Source organism: Bartonella eidoli (assembly GCF_036576145.1).
Lineage (GTDB): Bacteria > Pseudomonadota > Alphaproteobacteria > Rhizobiales > Rhizobiaceae > Bartonella.
In genome coordinates this window covers 176,727-201,524 of sequence record NZ_JBAFWX010000002.1, presented here as the reverse complement: position 1 = coordinate 201,524, position 24,798 = coordinate 176,727, and the positions used below count along the sequence as shown (strand labels likewise).

Sequence of the window (24,798 nt, the reverse complement as noted above, 5' to 3'; positions counted from 1 at the left end):
ATAGTTATGTATGATTTCTTTATAACTTGGTTATTGCCATTACTTATTATAATTGGAAAAACAGTTCTTCTGTTGGTTGTTTTGTTGGTTTTAGTTGCTTATCTTCTTTATGCGGATAGAAAGATTTGGGCTGCTGTGCAATTGCGGCGTGGTCCGAATGTTGTAGGCCCATGGGGTTTATTACAATCTTTTGCGGATTTAATTAAGTTTATAGTTAAAGAACCTATTATTCCTTCTGGTGCTAATAAAGGTGTTTTTCTTTTGGCGCCTTTTGTTTCTGCTACACTTGCATTATCAACTTGGGCTGTTGTTCCTGTTCATGAGGGCTGGGCAATTGCGAATATTAATGTTGGTTTGCTTTATATTTTAGCTATTTCATCTCTTGAAGTGTATGGCGTTATTATGGGAGGGTGGGCTTCAAATTCTAAATACCCTTTTTTAGGAGCTCTTCGTTCAGCTGCACAAATGATTTCTTATGAAGTTTCAATTGGGTTTGTGCTTGTAACTGTTATTTTAGTGAGCGGTTCATTAGATCTGGCAACTATTGTTCATGAACAAAGTCATGGGATTGGCACGGCTTTTGGCCTTCCATTTAACAGTTTTCTTGATTGGAATTGGTTAATTCTTTTCCCGATGTTTATCATATTTTTTATTTCTGCACTTGCAGAAACAAATCGTCCACCTTTTGATTTAGTTGAGGCAGAGTCAGAGCTTGTTGCTGGCCATATGGTTGAATATTCTTCAACTCCTTATATGCTTTTTTTTCTTGGTGAATATGTTGCTATTGTTTTAATGTGTGCATTAACAACCATTTTGTTTTTAGGTGGTTGGCTGCCTTTTTTAGATGTTTGGTGGCTTAATTGGATTCCTGGTGTTGTTTGGTTCGTTTTAAAGGTTTGTTTTGTCTTTTTCTGGTTTGCTATGGTTAAAGCATTTGTTCCACGCTATCGCTATGATCAGTTGATGCGGCTTGGCTGGAAGGTATTTCTTCCTCTTTCTTTGGCAATGGTTGTGGTAACTGCTGCTTTTTTAAAATATACTGGTTTATCTTAAAAAGAGGTTTCATTGTGTCAAGTTTTCTTCAGGCGGCAAAATCACTCCTTTTGTTGGAATTTTTGAGTGCTTTTTTCCTAGCAATGCGTCAGTTCTTTTCACCAAAGCCTACTATTAATTATCCTTATGAAAAGGGGGTTGTTTCTCAACGTTTTCGTGGTGAACATGCGTTGCGCCGCTATCCAAATGGCGAAGAGCGATGTATTGCATGTAAATTGTGCGAAGCAATTTGTCCTGCTCAGGCGATTACAATTGAAGCAGGTCCACGACGTAATGATGGTACGCGTAGAACTGTTCGTTACGATATTGATATGGTTAAGTGTATTTACTGTGGTTTTTGTCAGGAGGCTTGCCCTGTTGAGGCTATTGTGGAGGGTCCCAATTTTGAGTTTGCTACAGAGACGCGTGAAGAGCTTTATTACGATAAAGAAAAACTCTTGATGAATGGAGATCGTTGGGAGCGAGAAATTGCTCGAAATATATTGATGGATGCACCTTATCGTTAAGTGTATCATTGAGTGAGTAATCGGATAAACTTTTCCGATAAGTTCTAATCTGGTATGAGTTTTCATACCAATTGTTTTATCAATTAAGGAGAGGCCTATGCTAACAGGTCTAGCGGTGGCATTTTTTTATTTGTTTTCTTTTATTATGCTTGTAAGTGCAGTTATTGTTGTTACGGCACGTAATCCAGTGCATTCTGTTTTGTTTTTAATACTAACATTTTTTAATGCGGCAGCTTTGTTTTTGCTTGCAGGGGCCGAGTTTTTAGGGCTTATTTTACTTGTTGTTTATGTTGGTGCTGTAGCAGTTTTATTTTTATTTGTGGTTATGATGCTTGATGTTGATTTTGCTGCGTTAAAAAGTGGTGCACTTCGATATGCCCCTATTGGAATTATTGTGGGAGCTATTGTTGCGGTAGAGCTTATCATTGCTTTTGTTAGTAACCATTTTTCTTCGAATTTAGGAATGCATAATATTACGCAACCAATACCAGATTTAACACAACGAACAAATACGCAAGCTTTAGGTGATATTCTTTATACAGACTATGTTTTTTATTTTCAAATTGCTGGAATAATTTTATTGGTTGCGATGATTGGTGCTATCGTTTTAACACTTCGCCATAAATCGGGTGTGAAGCGACAATCTATTGCAATGCAAGTTTCTAGAACTGCGGAAAGTGCAATGGAAATTAAAAAAGTTGAATCAGGTAAGGGAATTTGAGGGGAGGGGAGAGCCATGCACATTGATATTGCCCATTATCTTACTGTCTCTGCTCTAATGTTTACAATTGGTATTGCTGGGATTTTTTTGAACAGAAAGAATGTAATTGTTATTCTGATGTCAATTGAACTTATATTACTTTCAGTGAATCTTAACTTTGTTGCATTTTCAGCATTTCTTCATGATTTTGTTGGTCAAGTATTTGCTTTATTTATCCTAACAGTAGCAGCTGCTGAGGCTGCAATTGGTTTAGCAATCCTTGTCGTTTTTTTCCGTAATCGTGGTTCTATTGCGGTTGAAGATGTAAATGTGATGAAAGGCTGAAATATAATGTATTATACAATCATCTTTCTCCCGCTTTTTGGTTTTTTAATCGCTGGTGTATATGGAAAAGCCATTGGGGATCGTGCTAGTGAGATAGTAACATGTGGTTTTATGTTGATTGTTGCAATTCTGTCGTGGGTAGCTTTTTTTAGCATTGCTATTGGTTGTGCTTCAGTGGTTGATATACCGTTATTTAATTGGGTCAATGTTGGTATTTTAAATTTTAATTGGGCATTGCATATTGATACATTGACAGCTGTCATGCTTGTTGTTGTAAATAGTGTTTCTGCATTGGTTCATATCTATTCAATAGGTTATATGAGCCATGATCCTTCGAGACCTAGATTTTTTGCTTATCTTTCTCTGTTTACATTTATGATGCTTGTATTAGTGACGTCTAATAACTTAATTCAAATGTTTTTGGGGTGGGAAGGTGTTGGACTTGCCTCTTATTTGTTGATTGGCTTCTGGTTTCAAAGGGATTCTGCTAACAAAGCTGCTATGAAAGCTTTTGTGGTTAATCGTGTTGGAGACTTTGGCTTTCTTTTAGGTATTTTTAGTATTTTTATTTTATTTCAATCTGTTGATTTTTCTTCTATTTTTAAAGAAGCTGCAGAAAATAATTTTGCACAAAGCATGTTATTTTTAGGCTTGCAACTTGATAGACAGACAGCAGTTACTGTGGCTTGTCTTTTGTTGTTTATTGGTGCTATGGGAAAATCAGCACAATTTCTTTTGCATACATGGCTTCCTGATGCAATGGAGGGACCAACACCTGTGTCAGCCCTCATCCATGCAGCTACGATGGTAACCGCGGGTGTTTTTATGGTTGCACGTATGTCTCCAATTTTTGAACTTTCTTCAATTGCTTTGACAGTGATTGTTGTTTTTGGAGCAACAACTGCATTTTTTGCAGCAACTGTAGGGTTGGTGCAAAATGATATTAAGCGCGTTATTGCTTATTCTACGTGTTCACAGCTTGGTTATATGTTTGTTGCATTAGGTGTTGGTGCTTATGGAGCAGCTATTTTTCATCTTTTTACTCATGCTTTTTTTAAAGCTTTATTATTTCTTGGTGCAGGCTCTGTAATTCATGCTGTATCAGATGAGCAGGATATGCGAAAAATGGGTGGGTTACGTAAGCATATAAAGATAACTTATTGGATGATGGTAATAGGTACTATTGCGTTGACAGGCGTTGGAATCCCAGGCACATCTATAGGCACAGCTGGATTTTTTTCTAAAGATGCAATTATAGAGTCCACTTTTGCATCACATAATATTGCCTCAGAATATGCTTTTTATCTTCTTGTTTTTGCTGCTTTATTGACAAGTTTTTATTCATGGAGGCTTCTATTTATGACATTTCATGGTAAGCCGCGTGCAACGGTTGATGTTATGCATCATGTTCATGAATCAGCTCCAGTTATGTTGATTCCATTATTTGCTTTATCTTTAGGAGCATTATTTGCTGGTGTGGTTTTTCAACCTTATTTTTTTGGTAATTTATACGATATATTTTGGAAAGGGGCGTTATTTACAGGAAGCCACAACCATATTCTTCATGAAGCCCATAATGTTCCTACTTGGGTTAAATGGTCACCATTTTTTGTCATGGTTTTTGGATTTATGCTAGCTTATTTATTTTATGTTTCTTTTCCTTCTATTCCCAAGAAAATTGTTAAATTAATGCCTTCGGTGTATCGTTTTTTCTACCATAAGTGGTACTTTGATGAATTATATAATATTCTGTTTGTTCGTCCCGTTTTCAAAATAGGCTGCTTTTTTTGGAAGGTGGGTGATAATAAAATTATTGATGGTTTGGGTCCGAATGCTATTGCTGCCCGCGTTGTTGATATTACGAACAAAGTTGTTCGGATGCAGACAGGATATCTTTATCATTATGCATTTGCGATGCTTATTGGTGTTGCAGCGTTAATCACTTGGATGATGATCGGGAGTTTAAGCTAATGACCGATTGGCCTATTCTTTCTACAGTTACTTTTTTACCGCTTGTCGGTGTGATTTTAATTTTATTAATCAAAGATGATGGTGAAGCAGCAAAGCGTAATATACGTAATGTAGCATTTTTTACGAGTGTATTTGTTTTTGCTGTCTCTTTAGTAATTTGGGTAGGGTTTGATAATACAGATCCCAATTTTCAGATGGTTGAGAAATTTGATTGGTTGGGGAGTGGTATTTATTATCATATGGGTGTTGATGGTATTTCTATTCTGTTTGTAGTGCTTTCTTCATTTCTTCTACCTTTTTGTATTTTAGCAAGTTGGGAGAGCATTCAAGATAGATTAAAAGTTTATATGATTGCTTTTCTTCTTCTTGAAGTTGCTATTATTGGAGTTTTTTGCGCTCTTGATGCAATATTATTTTATGTTTTTTTTGAAGGTAGTCTTATCCCGATGTTTATTATTATTGGTGTTTGGGGTGGGCCGCGTCGTGTTTATGCAAGCATGAAGTTTTTTTTATATACTTTACTCGGTTCAGTACTTATGCTGGTTGCCATTATGGTTATGTATTGGGAGGCCAAAACGCTTGATATACCAACTTTAATGGCTTATCAATTTCCTGCACATATGCAGATGTGGTTATGGCTTGCATTTTTTGCTTCTTTTGCAGTTAAGATGCCAATGTGGCCAGTTCATACGTGGTTACCTGATGCTCATGTGGAAGCGCCAACAGCAGGTTCTGTTATTTTAGCTGGTGTGCTGCTTAAATTAGGAGGTTACGGTTTTCTTCGTTTTTCTTTGCCGATGTTTCCAATTGCTTCAGCTGATTTTGCTCCTTTTGTTTTTACATTGTCAGTGATTGCTATTATTTATACATCGCTAGTTGCTCTTGTTCAAAATGATATAAAGAAACTTATTGCTTATTCTTCAATCGCTCATATGGGGTATGTAACGATGGGGGTTTTTGCTATGAATGAGCAGGGTATCCAAGGTGCTATTTACCAAATGTTATCGCATGGAATTGTTTCTGCGGCTTTATTTCTTTGTGTTGGAGTTATATATGATCGTCTGCATACGCGTGAAATTTCAGCTTTTGGTGGTTTAGTAAATAATATGCCTAAATATGCTGTAGTTTTATTGATTTTTACCATGGCAAACATTGGTTTGCCAGGAAGCTCTGGATTTTTAGGTGAGTTTTTAACTTTAATAGGTGTTTTCCAGGTAAATAAATTGGTTGCAGTTTTTGCTACAACTGGCGTTATTTTATCTGCTGCTTATGCACTTTATCTTTATAGACGAGTGGTTTGGGGAACTTTGGATAAGGAAAGCTTAAAAGTGCTTACAGATCTTCTTACAAGAGAAAAACTTATACTTTATCCAATGGTTGTTCTTACTGTATTTTTTGGTATCTATCCAGCTCCTATTTTAAAAACAGCAGCGCTTTCTGTTAAAGCTCTTATTAATAAACTGCACTAGAAGAGAAAAATGCTCATGCAAACTGAAATAATAACTCAATTAGTGTTAATTTTCCCCGAGATTTTAATAGCATTGGGAGCGGTTATATTGCTTTTAATTGGCGTATATTCTAATGCACGTTCATATTTAACTATAACTGGTCTGGCGATTGCCCTTCTTGTTGCAACTATTATTATTATTATTATTTTTCCGAAGGGTGGCTTATTTCAAACTAATGCGCTCATTATAGATCCTTTTAGTCGGTATATGAAAGTTTTAACACTGATTGCGGCACTTTTTTCTCTGATTATGTCAGTTAGTTTTACCTGTGCACAAAAGTTTGATATATTTGAGTTTCCAGTGTTGGTTCTTTTAGCTACTCTTGGTATGATGTTCATGATTTCAGCTGGTAATGTGCTATCGCTTTACATGGGGTTGGAATTACAATCTCTGGCTTTATATGTTTTAGCTGCAATTAATCGTGACAATGTAAAATCTTCTGAAGCAGGTATAAAATATTTTGTTTTAGGAGCTTTATCTTCAGGATTGCTACTTTATGGTATTTCTTTACTTTATGGTTTTACTGGTCAAATTGGCTTTCGTGAAATTGCTATTTCTTTAAAAGATCAAAATTTACAATTGGGTGTTATTTTTGGAATTGTTTTTATTTTAGCTGGTTTAGGTTTTAAAATTTCTGCAGTTCCGTTTCATATGTGGACACCTGATGTCTATGAAGGAGCGCCAACACCTATTACAGCATTTTTTGCAGCTGCTCCTAAAATTGCTGCAATGTCCCTCATGATTCGTGTTGTCGTTACGGGCTTTATTCCATTAGGTAGCAATTTTAATGGTGTTATGCCCGCATGGCAGCAAATATTGGTTTTTATGGCGGTTGCGTCTATGGTATTTGGTGCATTTGCTGCAATTGGTCAAAGCAATATTAAACGTTTAATGGCTTATTCATCAATTAGTCATATAGGATATGCGCTTATAGGTTTATCTTCTGGAGATGTGTTTGGAGTAAAAAGCGTTATTCTGTATATGACTATTTATCTTGGAATGACACTTGGTTCGTTTGCATTTATTCTTGGAATGCGATCTAACAACGGAAATGTTGAGAGTATTTATGATCTATCAGGGTTAGTAAAGACTAATCCTCTTATGGCTGTGATCATGACTATACAGCTTTTTTCTTTAGCTGGTATACCACCTATGGCTGGTTTTTTTGGAAAATGGTATACATTTTCTGCTGCTATTCATGCTGATCTCGTTCCATTTGTTGTTATTGGTATGATTGCATCTGTTGTTGGAGCTTTTTACTATTTACGAGTTATTAAAATTATGTGGTTTGATGATGCGAAATCCCATTTTTTAACTCTGTCTAGTGAACTTCAGTTTTGTCTTAGTTTATCTGCTTTGTTTATTTTATTTTATACATTTGGAGGAATTTGGTTTGCAGAGTTAGCGGAAAAGGCGGCAACCGCTTTGTTTTAATGAACATGGCTTATATTCTATCAAATTTTGCCCAACAACAAGGGTATAGTATTAAAGCGTATGAATCTGTCGATTCAACGAATCTTGCCGCAAGACGAAAAGCGTATGCTGGTCATACTGGTTGTCTTTGGGTTGTTGCGCAAGAGCAATCACAGGGTAAAGCAAGACGAGGTAGATCGTGGTATAGTCCGAGAGGAAACCTTTATTCTAGTCTTTTGTTAATTGATGGTATTGTTCATAAAACTGCTACTCAGCTTGGTTTTGTTGCTGGAGTAAGTATGGTGGAGGCAGTAAAACATTTTATAAAAGATAATGAACGAGCGAGTAATATTATTAGTTTAAAATGGCCAAATGATATTTTACTGAAAGGATATAAAGGCTCGGGGATTTTACTGGAAACTTTTGAAATAATACCACATAAATATGCATTAGTTATTGGTATTGGAATGAATGTAAAACATCACTACGAAAATGCACCATATCCTACTTCAAGCTTAAAAAATATTAATTTGCACATTGATGCAGAACAGTTATTTACAGTTTTAACTGATTGTTTTGCTAAAAATTATCTCCTTTGGAAGCAATTGGGAGGGGACAGTATAATTCGTAAAAAATGGCTTTTATACTCTGCTCATCTTGGGCAGCTTGTCAAAATAGTGAATGACGGAAAAATCATCGAAGGTATTTTTGATGGTCTTGATAATGATTTTAACTGCATTTTAAAACAAAGAAATGGCTACTCAACTACTGTAACAGCTGGGGATGTTCATTTGTGTGAATTCCTCCGTTAGTGCGAGCCATTATTAATTGATAAAACTTTATTTCACCGTCGGATTATTTTGATGATTTAGGAGATATATATGGTTGCTGCCAACGAAAATGAATTGGTTTTTTTACCTTTTGGAGGAGTCGGTGAAATAGGCATGAACCTAGCGGCTTATGGTTTTGGTCCCCCCAATTGTCGTGAATGGCTGCTCATCGATATGGGAGTTAGTTTTGCTGGTCCTGAATTGCCAGGAGTAAACCTCATTTTGCCGGATATTCGCTTTTTGGAAAATGAAAAGCATAATATACGCGGTCTTATTTTAACACATGCTCATGAAGATCATTATGGTGCTGTCCTTGATTTATGGCCAAAACTCAAAGTTCCACTATATTGCACTCCTTTTACTGCAGGGTTATTGGAGAGCAAAAAGAAAGCAGATTTTGGAAATTATAAAATTCCATTAAATATTTTTCAAGCCAGTGATTCTTTTAAAGTTGGTTCTTTCATTGTTGAGGCTATTGCTGTTAATCATTCGATACCAGAGTCTGTATCTTTGGCAATTACAACTTCTTTGGGAACTGTAATTCATACTGGTGATTGGAAAATTGATCACACACCCTCCCTTGGGAATTTAACGGATGAACCGCGATTTCGCGCTTTAGGAGATAAAGGTGTTTTAGCGCTGCTTTGTGATTCAACTAATGCGTGTCGGGATAGGATATCACCATCTGAAAAGAAAGTACAGGAAAGCCTTTTTGAAATTATTTCAGGAGCTGAAGGGCGGGTTGCTATCGCAACTTTTTCGTCTAATGTTGGGCGTATACGCTCTATTGCTCTTGCAGCTCAAGATGCTGGGCGTAAAGTTCTTGTTATTGGTCGTTCCCTTAAACGAAGCATTATGGTTGCACAAGAACTTGGTTATATGGATGATCTATCGCCATTTGTTACGGAAGAGGAATATGGCTATATTCCACGAAAAGATATTGTTTTAATCGTAACGGGTAGTCAAGGCGAGTCCCGTGCTGCCTTAGCTAAATTATCACGCAAAGAAATGAACAATATTGTACTTTCTGCTGGTGATACTATTCTTTATTCATCACGGAGCATTCCAGGGAATGAAAAATCTATTATTGAAATACAAAATCGTTTCATAGATTTGGGAATAAAAACGATTACGAATGAAGATGCTCTTACTCACGTTTCAGGTCATCCTTATCGTTCAGAACTTTTACAAATGTATAATTGGACGAAACCACAGATACTTGTTCCTGTGCATGGTGAAGCAATACATCTTACTGCTCAGGCATCTTTAGCACGTCAAGCAGGTATTAAAATTGTTGTTAATATTAGAAATGGCAGTATGTTACGTCTTGCTCCAGAGCCTGTAGAAATCGTTGATCAAGTTCCTGTTGGTCGTATTTATAAAGATGGTTGTCTTATTGGTGACGAGGATGAGTTAGGGGTTCGTGAGCGCCGCAAATTAGGTTATGCTGGTTATATTGCTGTTTCTTTCCAAATAAATAGCAAGCATGATCTTTTGGGCGATATTGGTTTGACAACATCTGGTTTACCTGAAAAAAATGGGAGAGGGGAGGCTTTTAAAGATATTCTCTTAAACGTTGTGGAAAGCACAGTTCTTAATATTCCTCGCCTAAAACGAAAAAATGACGAACTTATTCGAGAAGCAGTACGGCGTGCGGTTAGAGCCGCTGCTAATGAGGTTTGGCAAAAAAAACCTATCTGTACAGTTTTTCTACATAGATCTAAGTAAGGTGTCTTGGTAGTGTGTTATTTCTTTTAAATTAAAAAATATCAGATTTTCTATCATTTCAAAATAAGTAAGATAAAAAGTATAATATACAAATTTTTCAACACATTATTGATATGTTTGTAAGCATTCAGAATGTAATTATAGTTTAGCGTATGTTATATTTAAATTGTTCTGATATGATCTATTTAATTAGGAGTTAATTACCTTAATGCGTTTTTCTCAATATTTCCTTCCTATTCTGAAAGAAAATCCCAAAGAAGCAGAAATTGTTTCTCATCGTCTTATGCTGCGTTCTGGTATGATTCGTCAGCAAGCATCAGGGATTTACTCCTGGCTTCCATTAGGTAAAAAAGTACTTGATAAAGTTTGTAAAATTATTCGTGAAGAGCAAGAGCGGGCTGGTGCCATAGAAATATTGATGCCGACAATTCAATCTGCTGATCTTTGGCGTGAAAGTGGTCGTTATGACGATTATGGTCAGGAAATGTTACGCATAAAAGATAGACAGGATCGTGATCTGCTTTATGGTCCAACTAATGAAGAGATGATAACAGATATTTTTCGTGCATATGTTCGTTCTTATAAAGACCTTCCTCTCAGCTTGTATCATATTCAATATAAATTTCGTGATGAAGTTCGTCCACGTTTTGGAGTGATGCGTGCACGAGAATTTTTAATGAAGGATGCTTATTCTTTTGATTTTGATCATGAGGGTGCAAAGATATCTTATTATAGGATGTTTGTTGCATATCTGCGCACTTTTTCTCGCATTGGTTTAAAAGCAATTCCTATGCGTGCTGATACAGGTCCTATAGGCGGTGATCTCAGTCATGAGTTTATTATTTTAGCTGAAACTGGTGAAAGTGCTATATTTTGTGATAAGCGGTTTCTTGAGTTGAATGTTCCGACTGCTTTAATTGACTTTACTGATAAAACTATTTTAGCTGATATTGTGAAGGAATGGACATCTTTTTATGCAGCAACAGAAGAAATGCACAATGAAGAAGAATGGAATAAAATTTCTAATACTAACCATCTATCAGCTCGTGGCATTGAAGTAGGACATATTTTTCACTTTGGTACTAAATATTCATCTCCAATGGGAGCAAAAGTTATGGGACCAGATGGAAAAGAGCATTTAGTCTCAATGGGATCTTATGGAATTGGACCTTCACGTCTTGTTGCTGCAGTTATAGAATCATCTCATGATGAACATGGTATTATTTGGCCAAAGTCGATATCACCATTTGATTTTGGTATACTCAATATGAAACCGGATGATAAAAAATGTATTGATACGTGTGAGACTCTTTATCAAGGATTATTACATGCAGGTTTTGATCCATTATTAGATGATAGAAATGAAAGCCCTGGATCCAAATTTGCAATTATGGATTTAATTGGTTTGCCTACACAAATAATCGTTGGGCCTAGAAGCGTTGCAAAAAATGAAGTTGAAATTAAAGATCGAAAAACAGGCGTTAAAAAATTTATAAAAATTGAAGAGGTACTTAGTCATCTTTCTGTAATTTGACGGATAATATTATGAATGCATTGAGGAGTAAATGGTTTTCATCATACGAGTGGATGATAGCTTTTCGTTATATGATTCCCAATAAAAAACATGCAGTTGCATCTGTTATTTCAACTATTTCTTTAATTGGAATTATGTTAGGAGTATTTGCTTTAGTTGTCGTTATGGCTGTTATGAACGGTTTTCGTACCGAGCTTTTAAATCGTATTCTTGGTATGAATGGACACCTTATTGTTCAAACGATTAATTCTGATTTTTCCGATTATAATACTCTTATTTCTTCTTTGGAGTCTGTGAGGGGTATAAAGTTTGCTTTGCCTGTTATTGAAGGTCAGGCGCTTGTACAAGGTGAATTTGAAGGAGGGTCTGGTGCTTTAATACGCGGCATGCGTAAACAGGATCTAGAAAAACTTAAAACAGTATCTCAAAACATCAAGTTAGGTACAATTTCTCAATTTGATAAAGAGGAAGGTGTAGCAGTTGGAAGTGGTTTAGCAGAAAAGTTGGGGCTTACAGTGGGAAGTAATCTTCGTATCATTACGCCTGATGGTGATGATACTCCTTTTGGAGTTATGCCACGCGTTAAGTCTTATAAAGTAACTGCTATTTTTGAAGTTGGTATGTCTGAATATGACTCAATATTTGTTTTTATGCCTCTCCATGAAGCACAAATGTTTTTCAATTTAGGGGATCATATTCAGTCTTTAGAGTTATTTTTAAATGATCCTGATGCTGTTGATAAAATAAAACCATTAGTAGATAAAGTTATTAATCAACAAGCTTATTTAATTGATTGGCGTACACGTAACCAAGCTTTTTTTTCAGCCTTAGAAATTGAACGGAATGTTATGTTTTTTATTCTTTCACTTATCGTTCTTGTTGCTGCTTTGAATATTGTTTCAGGATTGATCATGCTTGTAAAAGATAAAAATCATGATATTGCGATTTTGCGTACGATGGGGGCACATAAAAATGCGATTATGCGTATATTTATTATAGCCGGTATGATGATTGGGTTTATTGGAACAGTATTAGGGTTAATTTTAGGTGTTATAGCTACTGTAAACATCAATCATATTCAGAGTTTTATATCTTGGTTATTTAATGTAGATGTTTTTAATCCTCAATTATATTTTTTAACAAAGTTACCCGCAAAGATTGAATGGGGGCAAACAGTTATGGTTGCTATAATGGCTTTATTTTTGTCATTTCTTGCTGCACTCATTCCAGCATGGAGAGCTGCTAAACTAGATCCTGTACAAGCTTTAAGGTATGAATAATGACAGCTATTTTAAAGCTTGTTGAAATTGAGCAGCATTTTTTTGAGAGCGGTAAGCCCTTAATTATTTTAGATAAAGCTAATTTTATTCTTAATCGTGGGGAGCTTGTAGCGCTTGTTGGCCCATCTGGTTCTGGAAAATCAACACTTCTTCATATCGCTGGTTTATTAGAAAAGCCAACAAATGGTGATGTGGTATTACGGGGTATTTCTTGTGCAAAGTACTCTGATAACGAGAGGACAGCCATTAGACGAAACGATATTGGTTTTGTTTATCAATTTCATCACTTGCTTCCAGAGTTCACAGCTTTAGAAAATGTCATGATACCGCAAATGATAGCAGGATTAAGAAAATCTGTAGCAGAAGATCGTGCATTAAAGCTATTAACTTATTTGCGTGTTTCTCACCGAGCTAAGCATCGTCCATCGGAATTATCTGGTGGTGAGCAACAGCGTGTTGCTATTGCGCGAGCAGTAGCAAATGGTCCTTCTATTCTTTTAGCTGATGAGCCTACAGGGAATCTAGATCCAGTAACTTCAGCTTATGTATTTCAAGCTTTATCTGCCTTGGTTCGTCAGTCTGGTCTTTCTGCTCTTATTGCGACTCATAATTATGGTTTAGCAAAGCTAATGCATCGCCGAATTACACTTAGAGAAAAAAAGATTGTTGAACTTCCTTAAAGATGTGAGATACAAAATTTACTTTATAAACTGAATGATATGTTTATAACACTTTTTATTTATTAAGGAGATTTTTATGACGGTTTCTGTCGTTGACGAAAATCAATTAGATGCGCGTCGTCGCCGATTAGTTTTTCGTGCATGGCATAGAGGTATTCGTGAAATGGATTTAATTTTTGGATATTACGTGAATGCTCATATTATTGAGATGAATGATAAAACGATTTCTGAACTTGAATACATCATGTCTTTTGATGATTGTGATTTGTTGTTATGGACTACCGGAGTAGTTGCGCCACCATCTGAAATCGATAGCCCACTTTTTCGTGATATCATGAATTATCATGCTTGTATAAATTAAAATCAATTCCGATGCCCATATTTAGACAAAATATTACTCCTAAAAATGTTTCTTCCCATATGATCTTTGATGGTATTACTGATGGATTTGAAGCTTTTGCGCTTGCTAAATTAAGTGCAGAAATTGCTCAAGGGAAACCACTCGTTTATGTTATTCGTGATGGAACAAAAATTCCTCATTTAGTGCAAACTTTAAATTTTATTGAACCAAATTTGCCTGTTATTCAATTTCCTGCATGGGATTGTTTACCCTACGATCGTGTATCTCCTGGGATTTCTGTTATGGCACGTCGGTTATCCGCTTTGACACATATATCAAATCTGCGTAAAACCCCACATACAGCGATTATATTAACAACAGCAAATGCAATTATGCAAAAATTGCCTCCTCAAGCAATGATTGAATCCCAAGTTATTTATGCGCGTGCTGGCCAAAATGCTAATATGGAGCATTTAGTTAAATCTCTAGAGTCTAATGGTTTTGAACGCGTTGCAGTTGTGCGTGATGTTGGTGAATTTGCTGTAAGAGGAGGGATCGTTGATATTTTTTCTCCTATGGAGATAGAGCCTTTACGTCTTGATTTTTTTGGAAATACTCTAGAGGATATTCGCGTATTTGATTTAGAAACACAGAGAACAACAGGAAAAAGAACTGAATTTTTGTTGCAGGCAATGAGTGAAGTTGTCCTTACACCTGAAGTTATCAGTCGCTTTAAAAGCAGTTATATTCACGCATTTGGTGTATCAAAAAGAAATAACATGCTTTATGAAGCAATTTCTCAAGGTCGTCGTTTTGCTGGTATGGAGCATTGGCTTCCATTTTTTTATGAGAACCTTGATACTTTTTTTGATCATTATCATGATCTGCCTATTGTATTTGAGCACCGTATAGAAGAAGTTTTAATCGAGCGTTACCGGCTTATTGAAGATTATTATGATGCCCGTAAAGAGCGTGAAAATGATAAAGAGAATTCTGTTTCTTATCACCCTGTAGACCCTAATCTTCTTTATTTAACACCAGAGCATGTTTTAGAATGTGCAAAACAGTCCGAGTGTCGTGTTGATTTTACACCTTTTAATATTCCGAAAACTTTAGATCAAACTACTATTGTCCACACAAATGTTAAATTAGGGTATGATTTTATCAAAGAACGTAATGCACAAGAAAAAAATGTTTTTTCGAGTGTGGTTGATCATATTTCTTTATTGCATGATGCTGGAAAAAAAGTGCTTTTAGCCTGTTGGAGTGAAGGATCTCTTGATCGTTTAATTCAGGTTCTTAATGAGCATGGATTAAAAAAAATAAATATTATACAATCATTACAAGCCATAAAAAAAACACCAAGTAATTATGTATCTGCGGCCGTCATAACAATTGAGCATGGTTTTGAAACTGAAGATTTTGTTATTATTGCAGAGCAAGACATTTTGGGAGATCGGTTAATAAGGTCATCTAAAAGACGTAAAAAAAATACAAGTTTTATTTCTGAGATTTCTTCTTTAAATTGTGGTGATATTGTTGTGCATATTGACCATGGTATTGGGAGGTTTGTTGGTCTTAAAACCATTATGACAACCGGAATTTTACGAGATTGCCTTGAAATTAATTATGCAGGGGGAGATAGGCTTTTTTTACCTATTGAAAATATTGAACTTCTTTCACGCTATGGATCAGAAGAGACAGATATAACGTTAGATAAGTTAGGTGGTGTTTCTTGGCAGTCGCGTAAAGCACGGTTAAAAAAACATTTATTAGATATGGCAGGTCAATTGATCCATATAGCTGCAGAGCGTGCAACACATTCTGCTCCTGCTTTGGTTCCACCGACAGGGCCATTTGATGAGTTTGTTGCGTGTTTTCCTTATGAAGAGACGGAAGATCAAATAGGTGCAATTGATGCTGTTTTAGATGATTTAGCATCAGGAAAACCAATGGATCGTTTGATATGTGGTGATGTTGGTTTTGGAAAAACAGAAGTTGCTATTCGAAGTGCTTTTGTTGCAGCATTAAATGGATACCAAGTGGCTGTTGTTGTGCCAACAACGTTGCTCTCACGACAACATTATAAGACCTTTACATCGCGTTTCCAAGGGTTACCAATTAAAATTGGTCATGCATCAAGGCTTGTAAAGACTAAAGAACTTGCACAAATTAAAAAAGGCATTTCAGATGGTACAGTTGATATTGTTATTGGCACACATGTGCTATTAAGCGGTGCAGTCAGTTTTTCACGGTTAGGGCTTCTTATTATTGATGAGGAGCAGCATTTTGGAGTAAAGCACAAAGAGCGTTTAAAAGAGCTAAAAAGTGATATTCATGTTCTTACACTTTCAGCAACACCTATACCACGAACCTTAGGGTTAGCATTATCTGGTGTACGCGAGCTTTCATTGATAACAACTCCACCTATTGATAGAATGGCGGTTCGTACTTTTATTTCCCCTTTTGATGCACTGGTTATAAGAGAAACTTTACTTCGAGAATATTATCGTGGAGGACAAAGTTTTTATGTATGCCCTCGTATTTCTGATCTTTCTTCTATAGAGGAATATCTTAAAACGCATGTACCGGAACTCAAATTTGTGATAGCTCATGGACAAATGTCAGCGGGGCAACTTGATGATATTATGAATGCATTCTATGATGGACAATATGACATTTTATTATCAACAAGTATTATTGAATCGGGCCTTGATATTCCTACAGCGAATACGTTAATCGTACATCGTGCTGAAATGTTTGGTCTTTCAGCTCTTTATCAATTACGGGGCAGAGTAGGTCGTTCAAAACAACGCGCTTATGCACTTTTTACATTTCCTTCTGGTAAAGTTTTAACTTCAGCTGCTGAGCGTCGTCTTAAAGTTTTACAGTCTCTTGATAGTTTAGGAGCTAGTTTCCAATTGGCCAGCCATGATATGGATATTCGTGGTTCAGGAAATTTTTTAGGTGAAAAACAGTCGGGGCATATAAAAGAAGTTGGATTTGAATTATATCAAAAAATGCTTGAAGAAGCCATTGCTGAATTAAAAGAGGGTGAACAAAGTGAAGATAAACAGTGGTCACCTCAAATTTCACTTGGTACAACAGTCATGATACCAGAAAATTTCGTACCTGATTTATCATTACGTATGGCTCTTTATCGTCGTTTAACAGAACTGGATAATTTAGAGAAAATCGATGAATTTGCAGCTGAATTAGTCGATCGTTTTGGTCCTTTGCCACTTGAAGTGCGACATCTTTTAAAAGTTTTTTATATTAAAATATTGTGTCGAAAAGCTCATGTAGAAAAATTGGATGCTGGGCCAAAAGGAGGGGTTGTACAATTTCGTAATAATTATTTTGAAAATGGTATCGCTCTTGTCCAATGGGTTGAAAGGCAAGGTTCAATGGCAAAAATTAGACCAGATCAAAGTATCGTTCTTGTCCGTGATTGGACAACAGTGGATGAAAGGCTTGTTGGAGCAGTAAATATTATGAAGCAGCTTGTAGAAATAGCAACATAACATTCAATTCAGTAATATATTTTTTATCATTTAAATAGAGTGATATTTAGTAAAATATAATATTATAATATTACATTAAATAATAATAAATATTATATTTTATTTAACTCTATTATAATATTAAATTACTATATAAATAATTATATTTAATAATACTTTAAATAAAAAGCTAAGTAAAAGTTTCAAAGAATTTTTATCCTTTTATTCTCTCCACCAAGTTGGGAGACGATACTCATACTAGTGATGTATAAGTAGGATGCTTAATATATGACCAATAAACTAAACCACCCATTGTGAAGGTAAGTAAGAAAGCGGTATAAATAGCTGCCAGAAATAAGAACTCTATCCAATGTATGAACAGCGACGATAAAATCGACATCTGAATTTGTATCAAGCATTGCAGAGTATAGCGGGGTCAGTTACTCCAGAAAAATTAAAGCTTCCTTTTAAATCTCGAGAAGCTGAACTGTAGTGATTTTTTTGTTCATTTCCTGGGGATAGAGAGCTTTTTAATTTTCCTATAATCATGTCATAACCAAAAATTTTTAAACGATTTTGATATTAGCTATCATCTATAGTTCTTATTTCAACCTGAATATCAAGATGTGTGCCAAATTACTTTGAAATGCAAGCGTAAATTTTTCTTTTTCAAGCGATCGAGTCATGATTTCAAGTCGAAAAGGTAAGTCATCCGGCTGAATGGTTTTGTCTCTCTTTTTGTAAAGCTGGCTTCTTGTAAAAACTTCTAAGCTTTTTGAGCTATTAATCGATCCATACCTGATCCACCTGTTTATTGCTAGAAGCGCTTTTTTTGCACTTGCTGGTTTTCCAACAGATAAGAGAATATATCCATCACAATAGCCTTGTATTCTGGTGTAAGTATTATTTTAAGATAATGATTAGCCCATTCAAAATTGAAAAGTATTGATAACGCTTATCTTACTCTTCTATTCTTTAAAATATTACGACGCGTATTAAAAAAACAAAGCCCATAACATTTGCAGGGGTTCTTTGTGAAAAACTTTCTTTTATAACTTGCTTTTTGTTAACAGCTGAAAAGTTATAAGAATGTTTCCAACGGTTTGGATTTGTTTCAATAAAAACACGAACTATGCCTTTTAAAAAAGTTTCAAAGTGTGCTACTTCATTATGAAAGTATTCAATTTAGATTATTTAAAAATCATTTAATCCTTTATTAACAGGAAGATTTTCTATCCCAATAATTAGGGTCGCGTTTATAAATAATCCTTTCCCCTGGATCAACATGTTCAATAATATAAGGATCACTTCCTGGAATTTTATCTAAACCATTTTTTTTCTATAGAATCTATCCATTTCCATATATTAATTAAATGGCAGCCGTCCTTTCTCTTTAAGGAGTTTTACTGTGAATAAAACATCTTCAACCGTTAGAGGTTTTTCATCTGAAAAATGTTTTTTTGGATTAAGAAAAAAAGTAATTTCAGTACGTTTGTCATTTAACTCAACTTTTTCTACAAAAGACTATAAAGCATAAATGCCTCATCTCTGGAGTGGGCTATCATTGTTTCATACACAAAACTAGAAAATTGTTCATCAGCAAAAAGTTCTCTTGCAGTTGTTCGAAAGCTACGAATTACAAAGGGATATTCAGTCCATCAAATGTTCCGATAATATCATAAGTGATTTTACCTTTTTGATTTGCATGTATAAGGAAAATGGTCAAATTCATCTGATAACTTCGGCATTCCATGCATTGCAAGACCAGTTGCTAAAGTTCCACAATTAAAGGTTAAAAAGAGTATTACGAATGTAAAAAGAAGTTTTAAATAATGAAAAGTATAAAATAATATAGAAGTTTACTTTAATCATATTGCAATATTGATTCGTTTATGTAATTTTAATCTCTTATGTTAAGCTATTGTATGAATAAAATTCATCACAATCAATGCGATAAAAAGGAAAAAATTTTATATATTGAGTGCATAAAAGTTCAAATAACTGTTTTTTAGCTTCTTTACAAAACTTCATTTTTTTCTTTGTATTGAAGCAAGAGGCATTAAAGAGGTGCTATTATTAATTTAATGTACTTAAAATTATATGTAATATTCCTAATCTTGGGGTTATTAAAAGCACGTTGAAAGGATTAATTTAGTCATGTCACAAAAAAATATCTATTCTGCTGTTTCAGTACTAGCTGGAGCTGCTGCCTTCTTTTTTACAGTTCATATTCCTGTAAGTGCGCAGACTTTATCTCAAGGTTGGTATAAAGTTTGCAGTAAGCAGCATGATGTTGATATTTGTAATACAATGAATACTGTTGTATCAAGCACTGGACAGCCTTTAACAGCTTTTAACTTAGTTGAAATAAAAGGAAAACAAAATGAAAGACGTATAGGCATTCAAGTGCCTACGGGTCGTTTTTTGCCGGAAGGGGTTAACATTCAAATTGGAGATAGTTTTTCTAAGAAAATTCCTTACATTATTTGTAATGGGCCAAGCTGTATTGCTAATGATGTTCTAGATGATAAGCTGGTTTCTGCTATGAAAAGTGGTACAAAAATGGTTGTAACAACAGTTAACTTCCGAGGTTCAGCTAATCCTATTGAATTTTCTCTTAATGGATTTACGGCTGCATATACAGGACCTGGTATGGAAGAAAAAGATTTTCAGCAAGAACAAGTAAAGCTACAGCAAGCTATTAAATCAAAGCAAAAAGAAATTGAAGATCGTATGCAGGCTGAGCAAGAAAAAGCAAAAAAGAATTAATAAAAAACAAGAAAAGAGACTCTTTTACATATTTGTTTATTTAACTTAAATTGCTACAAAATATAATTTTGTAGCAATTTTTTTTATATTTAATTTTTAGAAAGAATTCTTCGTTTCCACCAACCCACACGTTTAGTCTTTGGAACATCATTAGATGTTGATAATTTAATAATAGGCTCATTGGCATTTCCTTCAGTTTTTGTCAAAACTGCTTCACCAACTTTTTCTATCATAGTTTCTTGTTCTGGTATTTTTTGTGTTTCTTCTTTACTTGTTAATTTTTTTCTTATTCTTCGTGTTTTCTTTGTTACATTTGCAGGAGCTTCTTTTTTTACTTCATGAATAGGTTCATCTATTTGTTTTATTTTAACTTTTTTATGTTTTGAATTATCGGTAACCTTTTCTTCAAGAATCTCTGCTGTTGTTATGCTTTGATCATTTTCGGGTATCTGTTTACTTTTCACTTCTTTTGAAGAACGTATCCTACGTTTTTTAGACTTCATAGCCACATCAGTTTCTGCAACTTCATTTTGTTGCATATTTGAGCGTTTTGTATCATTTTTTAATTCTTCAAATCCAACAGATGTAATCATTGAAGTACGGCGTTTACGGTTTGTCTTTTTCACTTCTTCTAGAGCTTTTTTAGCAAAATCTCCTACTGGCTCCGTAGAAGGAATACGAGGCTGATAAAAACTATTATCCTGATTACGGCGATTTCCAGATCGTCCTCGACGACGTCCTCTACGATGTAAATCTTCATCATTTGAGTCATCATCCTTTTTATGGGGAGCTAAAACAGCATTACTATTAATTTCTTTTTGATGATTTTTACGTCGGTGTTTTTGATTTGTTTTCGTTGATACTTCATCTTCAGTATCTTCACTATTTTTAAAAATAGCATTATCAATTTTTTCTTTGTCATTATCTTCTGAGAATAGTGTAGATTGAGCTACTGCTTCTGCTATTGTACTCTTTGAAATAGTGAGGTGTTGTGTTCCAATGCTATCATCTGCCTCAATACTAATATTAAGCTTGAAGCGCATTTCTAAATTCACAAGAATATTGCGTTTATGATTTAATACATAAAGTGCTGTTGCTGCAGGTGTGCGCACAATGATGTTATGTTGTGGATTATGAAGAAGATATTCTTCAATTGATCGTATGACGTGTAAAGCAATTGATGACTCAGAGCGGATACTTCCTGTTCCAGCACAATGCGTGCAGGGTTGCATTGTACTTTCTAAAACTGATACCCGAATACGTTGACGACTCATTTCAAGAAGACCAAAATGCGAAATATGACCAACTTGAATACGTGCGCGATCGCTTTTTAAGCAATCTTTTAATTTTTTTTCAACCATTCTAACATTACGTTCTTCAAGCATATCAATGAAATCAATTACAATTAAACCAGCTAGATCTCGTAAGCGTAATTGACGAGCTATCTCTTCTGCTGCTTCAAGATTTGTTTGCAATGCTGTTTTTTCAACAGAATGTTCTTTTGTAGAACGGCCAGAGTTTACATCAATGGCAACGAGTGCTTCTGTTTGATTAATAACGAGATAGCCACCTGATTTTAAAAAAACCTGTGGGAGCAATATCTTATCGAGTTGGGTTTCAATATTATTGCGAGCAAAAATAGGAGTCGGATCGCGATAAGGTTGAACAACTTTTGCATGACTTGGCATGAGCATACGCATAAAATCTTTTGCTTCACGATATCCTTGATCGCCAGAAACAAGAATTTCATTGATACTTTTATTGTAAAGATCACGTATAGAACGTTTGATAAGGCTGCTTTCTTCATGAACAAGACATGGTGCAGTTGATTGAAGTGTTAAAGTACGAATAGTATCCCATAACCGTGTAAGATATTCGTAATCGCGTTTAATTTCAGCTTTTGTTCTATTTGCTCCCGCAGTTCGTAGAATAACGCCCATACCTTTAGGAACCGATAACTCTTTGACAATTTCTTTAAGACGTTTACGATCTTGTATATTTGTTATTTTTCGTGAAATACCACCACCTCGCGCCGTATTTGGCATTAAAACAGAATAACGACCTGCTAAAGATAAGTAAGTTGTAAGCGCAGCTCCTTTATTACCACGTTCTTCTTTAATGACTTGAACCAACAAAATTTGACGTCTCTTAATTACCTCTTGAATTTTATATTGACGTTCTTGTCTACGTTGATAAGAAGAAAATTCTTCATGGACATCTTCCAGACCGACCATTTCAATATCATCGTCAGAGGTATTTGTATCAAATGTCTCTTCATCATCAATTGTAATTTCTTCAGAAATGGTATCGTCTTCAACAGCTGCTGTTATTATTTGATTGCTCTCATTCTTTTTTATTTTTCTGGAACGTTGTTTATTTTTGTGTGTGTCTTCAGCCAAATTTTCTGAATGATTTTCTTTAGCAGCTGCTTTTTCTTCTTCCTCAAGAAGAGCGAGTCTATCAGCTATAGGAATTTGATAATAATCGGGATGAATTTCCGAAAACGTCAAAAAACCATGTCGATTTCCACCATATTCTATAAAAGCTGCTTGGAGCGATGGCTCTACACGTGTAATACGTGCCAAATAAATGTTTCCTTTAAGCTGTTTTTTATGTTCTGATTCAAAATCAAGTTCTTCAATTTTGTTGCCATGAACGACAACAACACGTGTTTCCTCTGGGTGAGAGGCATCTATAAGCATTTTGTTTGACATAAGTTAAAATCCTGAAGGCAATATATACAACCTCATTCAAACGAATAGTACGACTATTAGTGAAGATAAAAAGCTGTTCGCCATAAAAAGGGGGGGCCAGCATGACAAGATGGTTTTTCACAGGTAAGTACACTACTGCATTTGCAATACTTACAATCATTATCCCCATCTGTTTTATATGACTCATATTTTTATAAGTCTCCGGCAAAAAAAATCTTGAAAACAGTTCGGATATCCGAATCATTAAATCTTTGAATAACGTAATCCTCGCCTTTGAGGCTTGAAGACTTTTCATCCATAAAATCCTAAACGCATATTGCGTAACAAACCTTTTAAAGACAACTTAATATGAGCTTTCGATAAATTAAGTCAATACCAGAGAGGTCATCATTGGCTAAGAGACGTAAATATTCTTTTATGTTGATATCATATTTTTTGAAAGTAGCAATATAAATGTGTTATCATAATTTTCTAAATTATTGTCTAGATTTATTTTTTTTCTGTTTATAAGAGATATATCGTTTATTAAATTAAATTTGATGTATCTTCTTGTATACGAAAAGGTTGATTGTTGCTTTAAAAGAGCATTTTATTTATGATAAAAAAAAATATCCAAAGATCAAAAGCAGTTTATAGGAACATTATTCTGCGATTCATATGTGGTTTATTGTTTTTTCTAATATTTCAGTCGTATAGCCAAGCTGCAGATACTTTAAAACTTATTAGTTTTCGTACCATTGGAGATAATGCATATACGCGCATTATCGCAGTTTTTAATGTTAAACCAAATGTGCGATTGCAAGTTTTTGATCATCCTGCACGTTTAATTATCAATTTACCCACGGTTGACTTTTCATCGCAAAGCACATCTTTAAATAAAAAGAGTACATTATCAGGTATGATTTCAAATGTGCGTTATGGTTTTTCTGATATAAAAACTTCACGTATTATTTTAACAAGCAAAATTGCTTTTTCTGTTGAAAAAAGCACAATACAAAAAATAGATAATGATTTATGGCAGTTACTGATTGATATTAAGCAAACTACGCAAAAGAAATTCGATAACATATTAAAGGATCAGCAAAAATATAATATAAACACCACTATACCATTAATTTCACCTCTCCATTTTTGTGTTGTTATTGATCCCGGTCATGGTGGAATGGATGGTGGAGCACAAGGCGTTACTGGAGTTTTAGAAAAAAATATAACGCTAGCTTTTGCGCGTGCATTACAAAATGAATTGAAAAGAGATTCTCATATTAATGTTATTTTAACACGAGATTCTAATACTTTCCTGAGATTAAGCGAAAGAGTTAAAAAAGCACAGCAGTTTAATGCTGATCTTTTTATATCCATTCATGCAGATAGTATTGGCTTACGTTATCTTCGTGGTGCTACGGTATATACTATATCCGATAAGGCATCTGATGAAATTGCAAAATCTTTAGCTGAAAGTGAAAATAAGGTTGATCTTCTTGATGGATTGCCTGAAGAAGAATCGATTGAAATTACAGATATCTTGACTGATCTTATTCGTCGTGAAACGCATACATTTTCAGTTAATTTCGCTAATAGTGTTATTTCAAATTTATCAAAAAGTCATATTAAGTTGATAAATAATCCTCATCGGTATGCTGGGTTTCAAGTTTTAAAAGCTCCAGATATACCTTCTGTTTTAATAGAAATAGGCTATTTATCTAATAAGGAGGATGAACAACTATTAAATAATCCTAATTGGAGAAAACAAGTGGCTGTTGCTATTGCGAATTCTATTCGTCAATTTGCTGCTTATAAACAGAAGATTATGCAGACTCTTTAAACTTATAAAAAAATAGAGTATCAGTATTAAATATAAATGGAAATAGAAGATAATCTTTTTATCTTGATTTTACGATGATAAAACCTTGTTTTATGATAAATA

The 24,798-nt window shown here is 34.7% G+C and carries 17 protein-coding genes; 16 read left to right on the top strand and 1 reads right to left on the bottom strand.

Features of this window, described 5'->3' with window-relative positions; translation table 11 throughout:
• Nucleotides 1–6: 6 nt before the first annotated feature.
• The 15 genes from nuoH to V5N68_RS02335 all read left to right on the top strand — a co-directional run bounded on the left by nuoH (nucleotide 7) and on the right by V5N68_RS02335 (nucleotide 20,160).
• A complete protein-coding gene (gene nuoH / locus V5N68_RS02405; protein ID WP_332065599.1) occupies nucleotides 7–1,053 on the top strand; it encodes an NADH-quinone oxidoreductase subunit NuoH in 1,047 nt (348 codons plus the stop codon).
• 14 nt (nucleotides 1,054–1,067) lie between these two features.
• Complete coding sequence (nuoI, locus tag V5N68_RS02400; protein ID WP_332065598.1) at nucleotides 1,068–1,559, top strand: NADH-quinone oxidoreductase subunit NuoI; 492 nt, start codon at nucleotides 1,068–1,070, stop codon at nucleotides 1,557–1,559.
• A gap of 97 nt (nucleotides 1,560–1,656) precedes the next feature.
• On the top strand, nucleotides 1,657–2,280 hold the full coding sequence (locus V5N68_RS02395; protein WP_332065597.1) for an NADH-quinone oxidoreductase subunit J: 624 nt from the start codon (nucleotides 1,657–1,659) through the stop codon (nucleotides 2,278–2,280).
• Nucleotides 2,281–2,295: 15 nt separating this feature from the next.
• Nucleotides 2,296–2,604 carry an NADH-quinone oxidoreductase subunit NuoK gene (nuoK, locus tag V5N68_RS02390; RefSeq protein ID WP_332065596.1) on the top strand — a complete coding sequence of 103 codons (309 nt, stop codon included), beginning with the start codon at nucleotides 2,296–2,298 and terminating at the stop codon, nucleotides 2,602–2,604.
• A gap of 6 nt (nucleotides 2,605–2,610) precedes the next feature.
• On the top strand, nucleotides 2,611–4,575 hold the full coding sequence (gene nuoL, locus V5N68_RS02385; RefSeq protein ID WP_332065595.1) for an NADH-quinone oxidoreductase subunit L: 1,965 nt from the start codon (nucleotides 2,611–2,613) through the stop codon (nucleotides 4,573–4,575).
• On the top strand, nucleotides 4,575–6,044 hold the full coding sequence (locus V5N68_RS02380) for an NADH-quinone oxidoreductase subunit M (RefSeq protein WP_332065594.1): 1,470 nt from the start codon (nucleotides 4,575–4,577) through the stop codon (nucleotides 6,042–6,044). Before nuoL ends, V5N68_RS02380 begins: the two co-directional genes overlap by 1 nt.
• A 15-nt stretch (nucleotides 6,045–6,059) precedes the next feature.
• Nucleotides 6,060–7,517: an NADH-quinone oxidoreductase subunit NuoN gene (gene nuoN, locus V5N68_RS02375; protein ID WP_332065593.1), complete on the top strand. Its 1,458-nt coding sequence runs from the start codon at nucleotides 6,060–6,062 to the stop codon at nucleotides 7,515–7,517.
• Nucleotides 7,517–8,308 (top strand): biotin--[acetyl-CoA-carboxylase] ligase, encoded by a 792-nt coding sequence (locus V5N68_RS02370; protein ID WP_442879681.1) that lies wholly within the window; start codon nucleotides 7,517–7,519, stop codon nucleotides 8,306–8,308. The genes nuoN and V5N68_RS02370 overlap by 1 nt, the downstream gene beginning before the upstream one ends.
• Nucleotides 8,309–8,377: 69 nt before the next feature.
• Entirely contained in the window at nucleotides 8,378–10,054 is a 1,677-nt protein-coding gene (locus tag V5N68_RS02365) for a ribonuclease J (RefSeq protein WP_332065592.1), read from the top strand.
• Nucleotides 10,055–10,262: 208 nt separating this feature from the next.
• On the top strand, nucleotides 10,263–11,588 hold the full coding sequence (proS, locus tag V5N68_RS02360; protein WP_332065591.1) for a proline--tRNA ligase: 1,326 nt from the start codon (nucleotides 10,263–10,265) through the stop codon (nucleotides 11,586–11,588).
• Nucleotides 11,589–11,599: 11 nt separating this feature from the next.
• Nucleotides 11,600–12,868 (top strand): lipoprotein-releasing ABC transporter permease subunit, encoded by a 1,269-nt coding sequence (locus V5N68_RS02355; RefSeq protein WP_332065590.1) that lies wholly within the window; start codon nucleotides 11,600–11,602, stop codon nucleotides 12,866–12,868.
• The gene (locus V5N68_RS02350) at nucleotides 12,868–13,548 is read left to right on the top strand and encodes an ABC transporter ATP-binding protein (protein WP_332065589.1); all 681 of its coding nucleotides are present in this window, start codon (nucleotides 12,868–12,870) and stop codon (nucleotides 13,546–13,548) included. Before V5N68_RS02355 ends, V5N68_RS02350 begins: the two co-directional genes overlap by 1 nt.
• A 76-nt stretch (nucleotides 13,549–13,624) precedes the next feature.
• Nucleotides 13,625–13,909 carry an FAD assembly factor SdhE gene (locus tag V5N68_RS02345; protein ID WP_332065588.1) on the top strand — a complete coding sequence of 95 codons (285 nt, stop codon included), beginning with the start codon at nucleotides 13,625–13,627 and terminating at the stop codon, nucleotides 13,907–13,909.
• An 11-nt stretch (nucleotides 13,910–13,920) separates the two neighbouring features.
• Nucleotides 13,921–17,412 carry a transcription-repair coupling factor gene (mfd, locus tag V5N68_RS02340; RefSeq protein ID WP_332065587.1) on the top strand — a complete coding sequence of 1,164 codons (3,492 nt, stop codon included), beginning with the start codon at nucleotides 13,921–13,923 and terminating at the stop codon, nucleotides 17,410–17,412.
• A 2,136-nt stretch (nucleotides 17,413–19,548) separates the two neighbouring features.
• On the top strand, nucleotides 19,549–20,160 hold the full coding sequence (locus V5N68_RS02335) for an invasion associated locus B family protein (RefSeq protein WP_332065586.1): 612 nt from the start codon (nucleotides 19,549–19,551) through the stop codon (nucleotides 20,158–20,160).
• A gap of 89 nt (nucleotides 20,161–20,249) precedes the next feature.
• Here V5N68_RS02335 and V5N68_RS02330 read toward each other — a convergent pair whose 3' ends face one another.
• Complete coding sequence (locus tag V5N68_RS02330) at nucleotides 20,250–22,874, bottom strand: Rne/Rng family ribonuclease (protein ID WP_332065585.1); 2,625 nt, start codon at nucleotides 22,872–22,874, stop codon at nucleotides 20,250–20,252.
• A gap of 595 nt (nucleotides 22,875–23,469) precedes the next feature.
• On the opposite strand from V5N68_RS02330, the gene V5N68_RS02325 reads away from it, so the two are divergent.
• Nucleotides 23,470–24,696: an N-acetylmuramoyl-L-alanine amidase gene (locus V5N68_RS02325; RefSeq protein ID WP_332065584.1), complete on the top strand. Its 1,227-nt coding sequence runs from the start codon at nucleotides 23,470–23,472 to the stop codon at nucleotides 24,694–24,696.
• Nucleotides 24,697–24,798 lie beyond the last annotated feature (102 nt).

Coding starts and splice junctions, on each gene's coding strand:
- nuoH (WP_332065599.1), top strand. CDS start 7: ATGTATGATTTCTTTATAACTTGGTTATTGCCATTACTTATTATAATT.
- nuoN (WP_332065593.1), top strand. CDS start 6,060: ATGCAAACTGAAATAATAACTCAATTAGTGTTAATTTTCCCCGAGATT.
- V5N68_RS02335 (WP_332065586.1), top strand. CDS start 19,549: ATGTCACAAAAAAATATCTATTCTGCTGTTTCAGTACTAGCTGGAGCT.
- V5N68_RS02395 (WP_332065597.1), top strand. CDS start 1,657: ATGCTAACAGGTCTAGCGGTGGCATTTTTTTATTTGTTTTCTTTTATT.
- V5N68_RS02325 (WP_332065584.1), top strand. CDS start 23,470: ATGATAAAAAAAAATATCCAAAGATCAAAAGCAGTTTATAGGAACATT.
- V5N68_RS02380 (WP_332065594.1), top strand. CDS start 4,575: ATGACCGATTGGCCTATTCTTTCTACAGTTACTTTTTTACCGCTTGTC.
- nuoK (WP_332065596.1), top strand. CDS start 2,296: ATGCACATTGATATTGCCCATTATCTTACTGTCTCTGCTCTAATGTTT.
- V5N68_RS02350 (WP_332065589.1), top strand. CDS start 12,868: ATGACAGCTATTTTAAAGCTTGTTGAAATTGAGCAGCATTTTTTTGAG.
- mfd (WP_332065587.1), top strand. CDS start 13,921: ATGCCCATATTTAGACAAAATATTACTCCTAAAAATGTTTCTTCCCAT.
- nuoL (WP_332065595.1), top strand. CDS start 2,611: ATGTATTATACAATCATCTTTCTCCCGCTTTTTGGTTTTTTAATCGCT.
- V5N68_RS02330 (WP_332065585.1), bottom strand. CDS start 22,874: ATGTCAAACAAAATGCTTATAGATGCCTCTCACCCAGAGGAAACACGT.
- V5N68_RS02370 (WP_442879681.1), top strand. CDS start 7,517: ATGAACATGGCTTATATTCTATCAAATTTTGCCCAACAACAAGGGTAT.
- V5N68_RS02355 (WP_332065590.1), top strand. CDS start 11,600: ATGAATGCATTGAGGAGTAAATGGTTTTCATCATACGAGTGGATGATA.
- V5N68_RS02345 (WP_332065588.1), top strand. CDS start 13,625: ATGACGGTTTCTGTCGTTGACGAAAATCAATTAGATGCGCGTCGTCGC.
- proS (WP_332065591.1), top strand. CDS start 10,263: ATGCGTTTTTCTCAATATTTCCTTCCTATTCTGAAAGAAAATCCCAAA.
- V5N68_RS02365 (WP_332065592.1), top strand. CDS start 8,378: ATGGTTGCTGCCAACGAAAATGAATTGGTTTTTTTACCTTTTGGAGGA.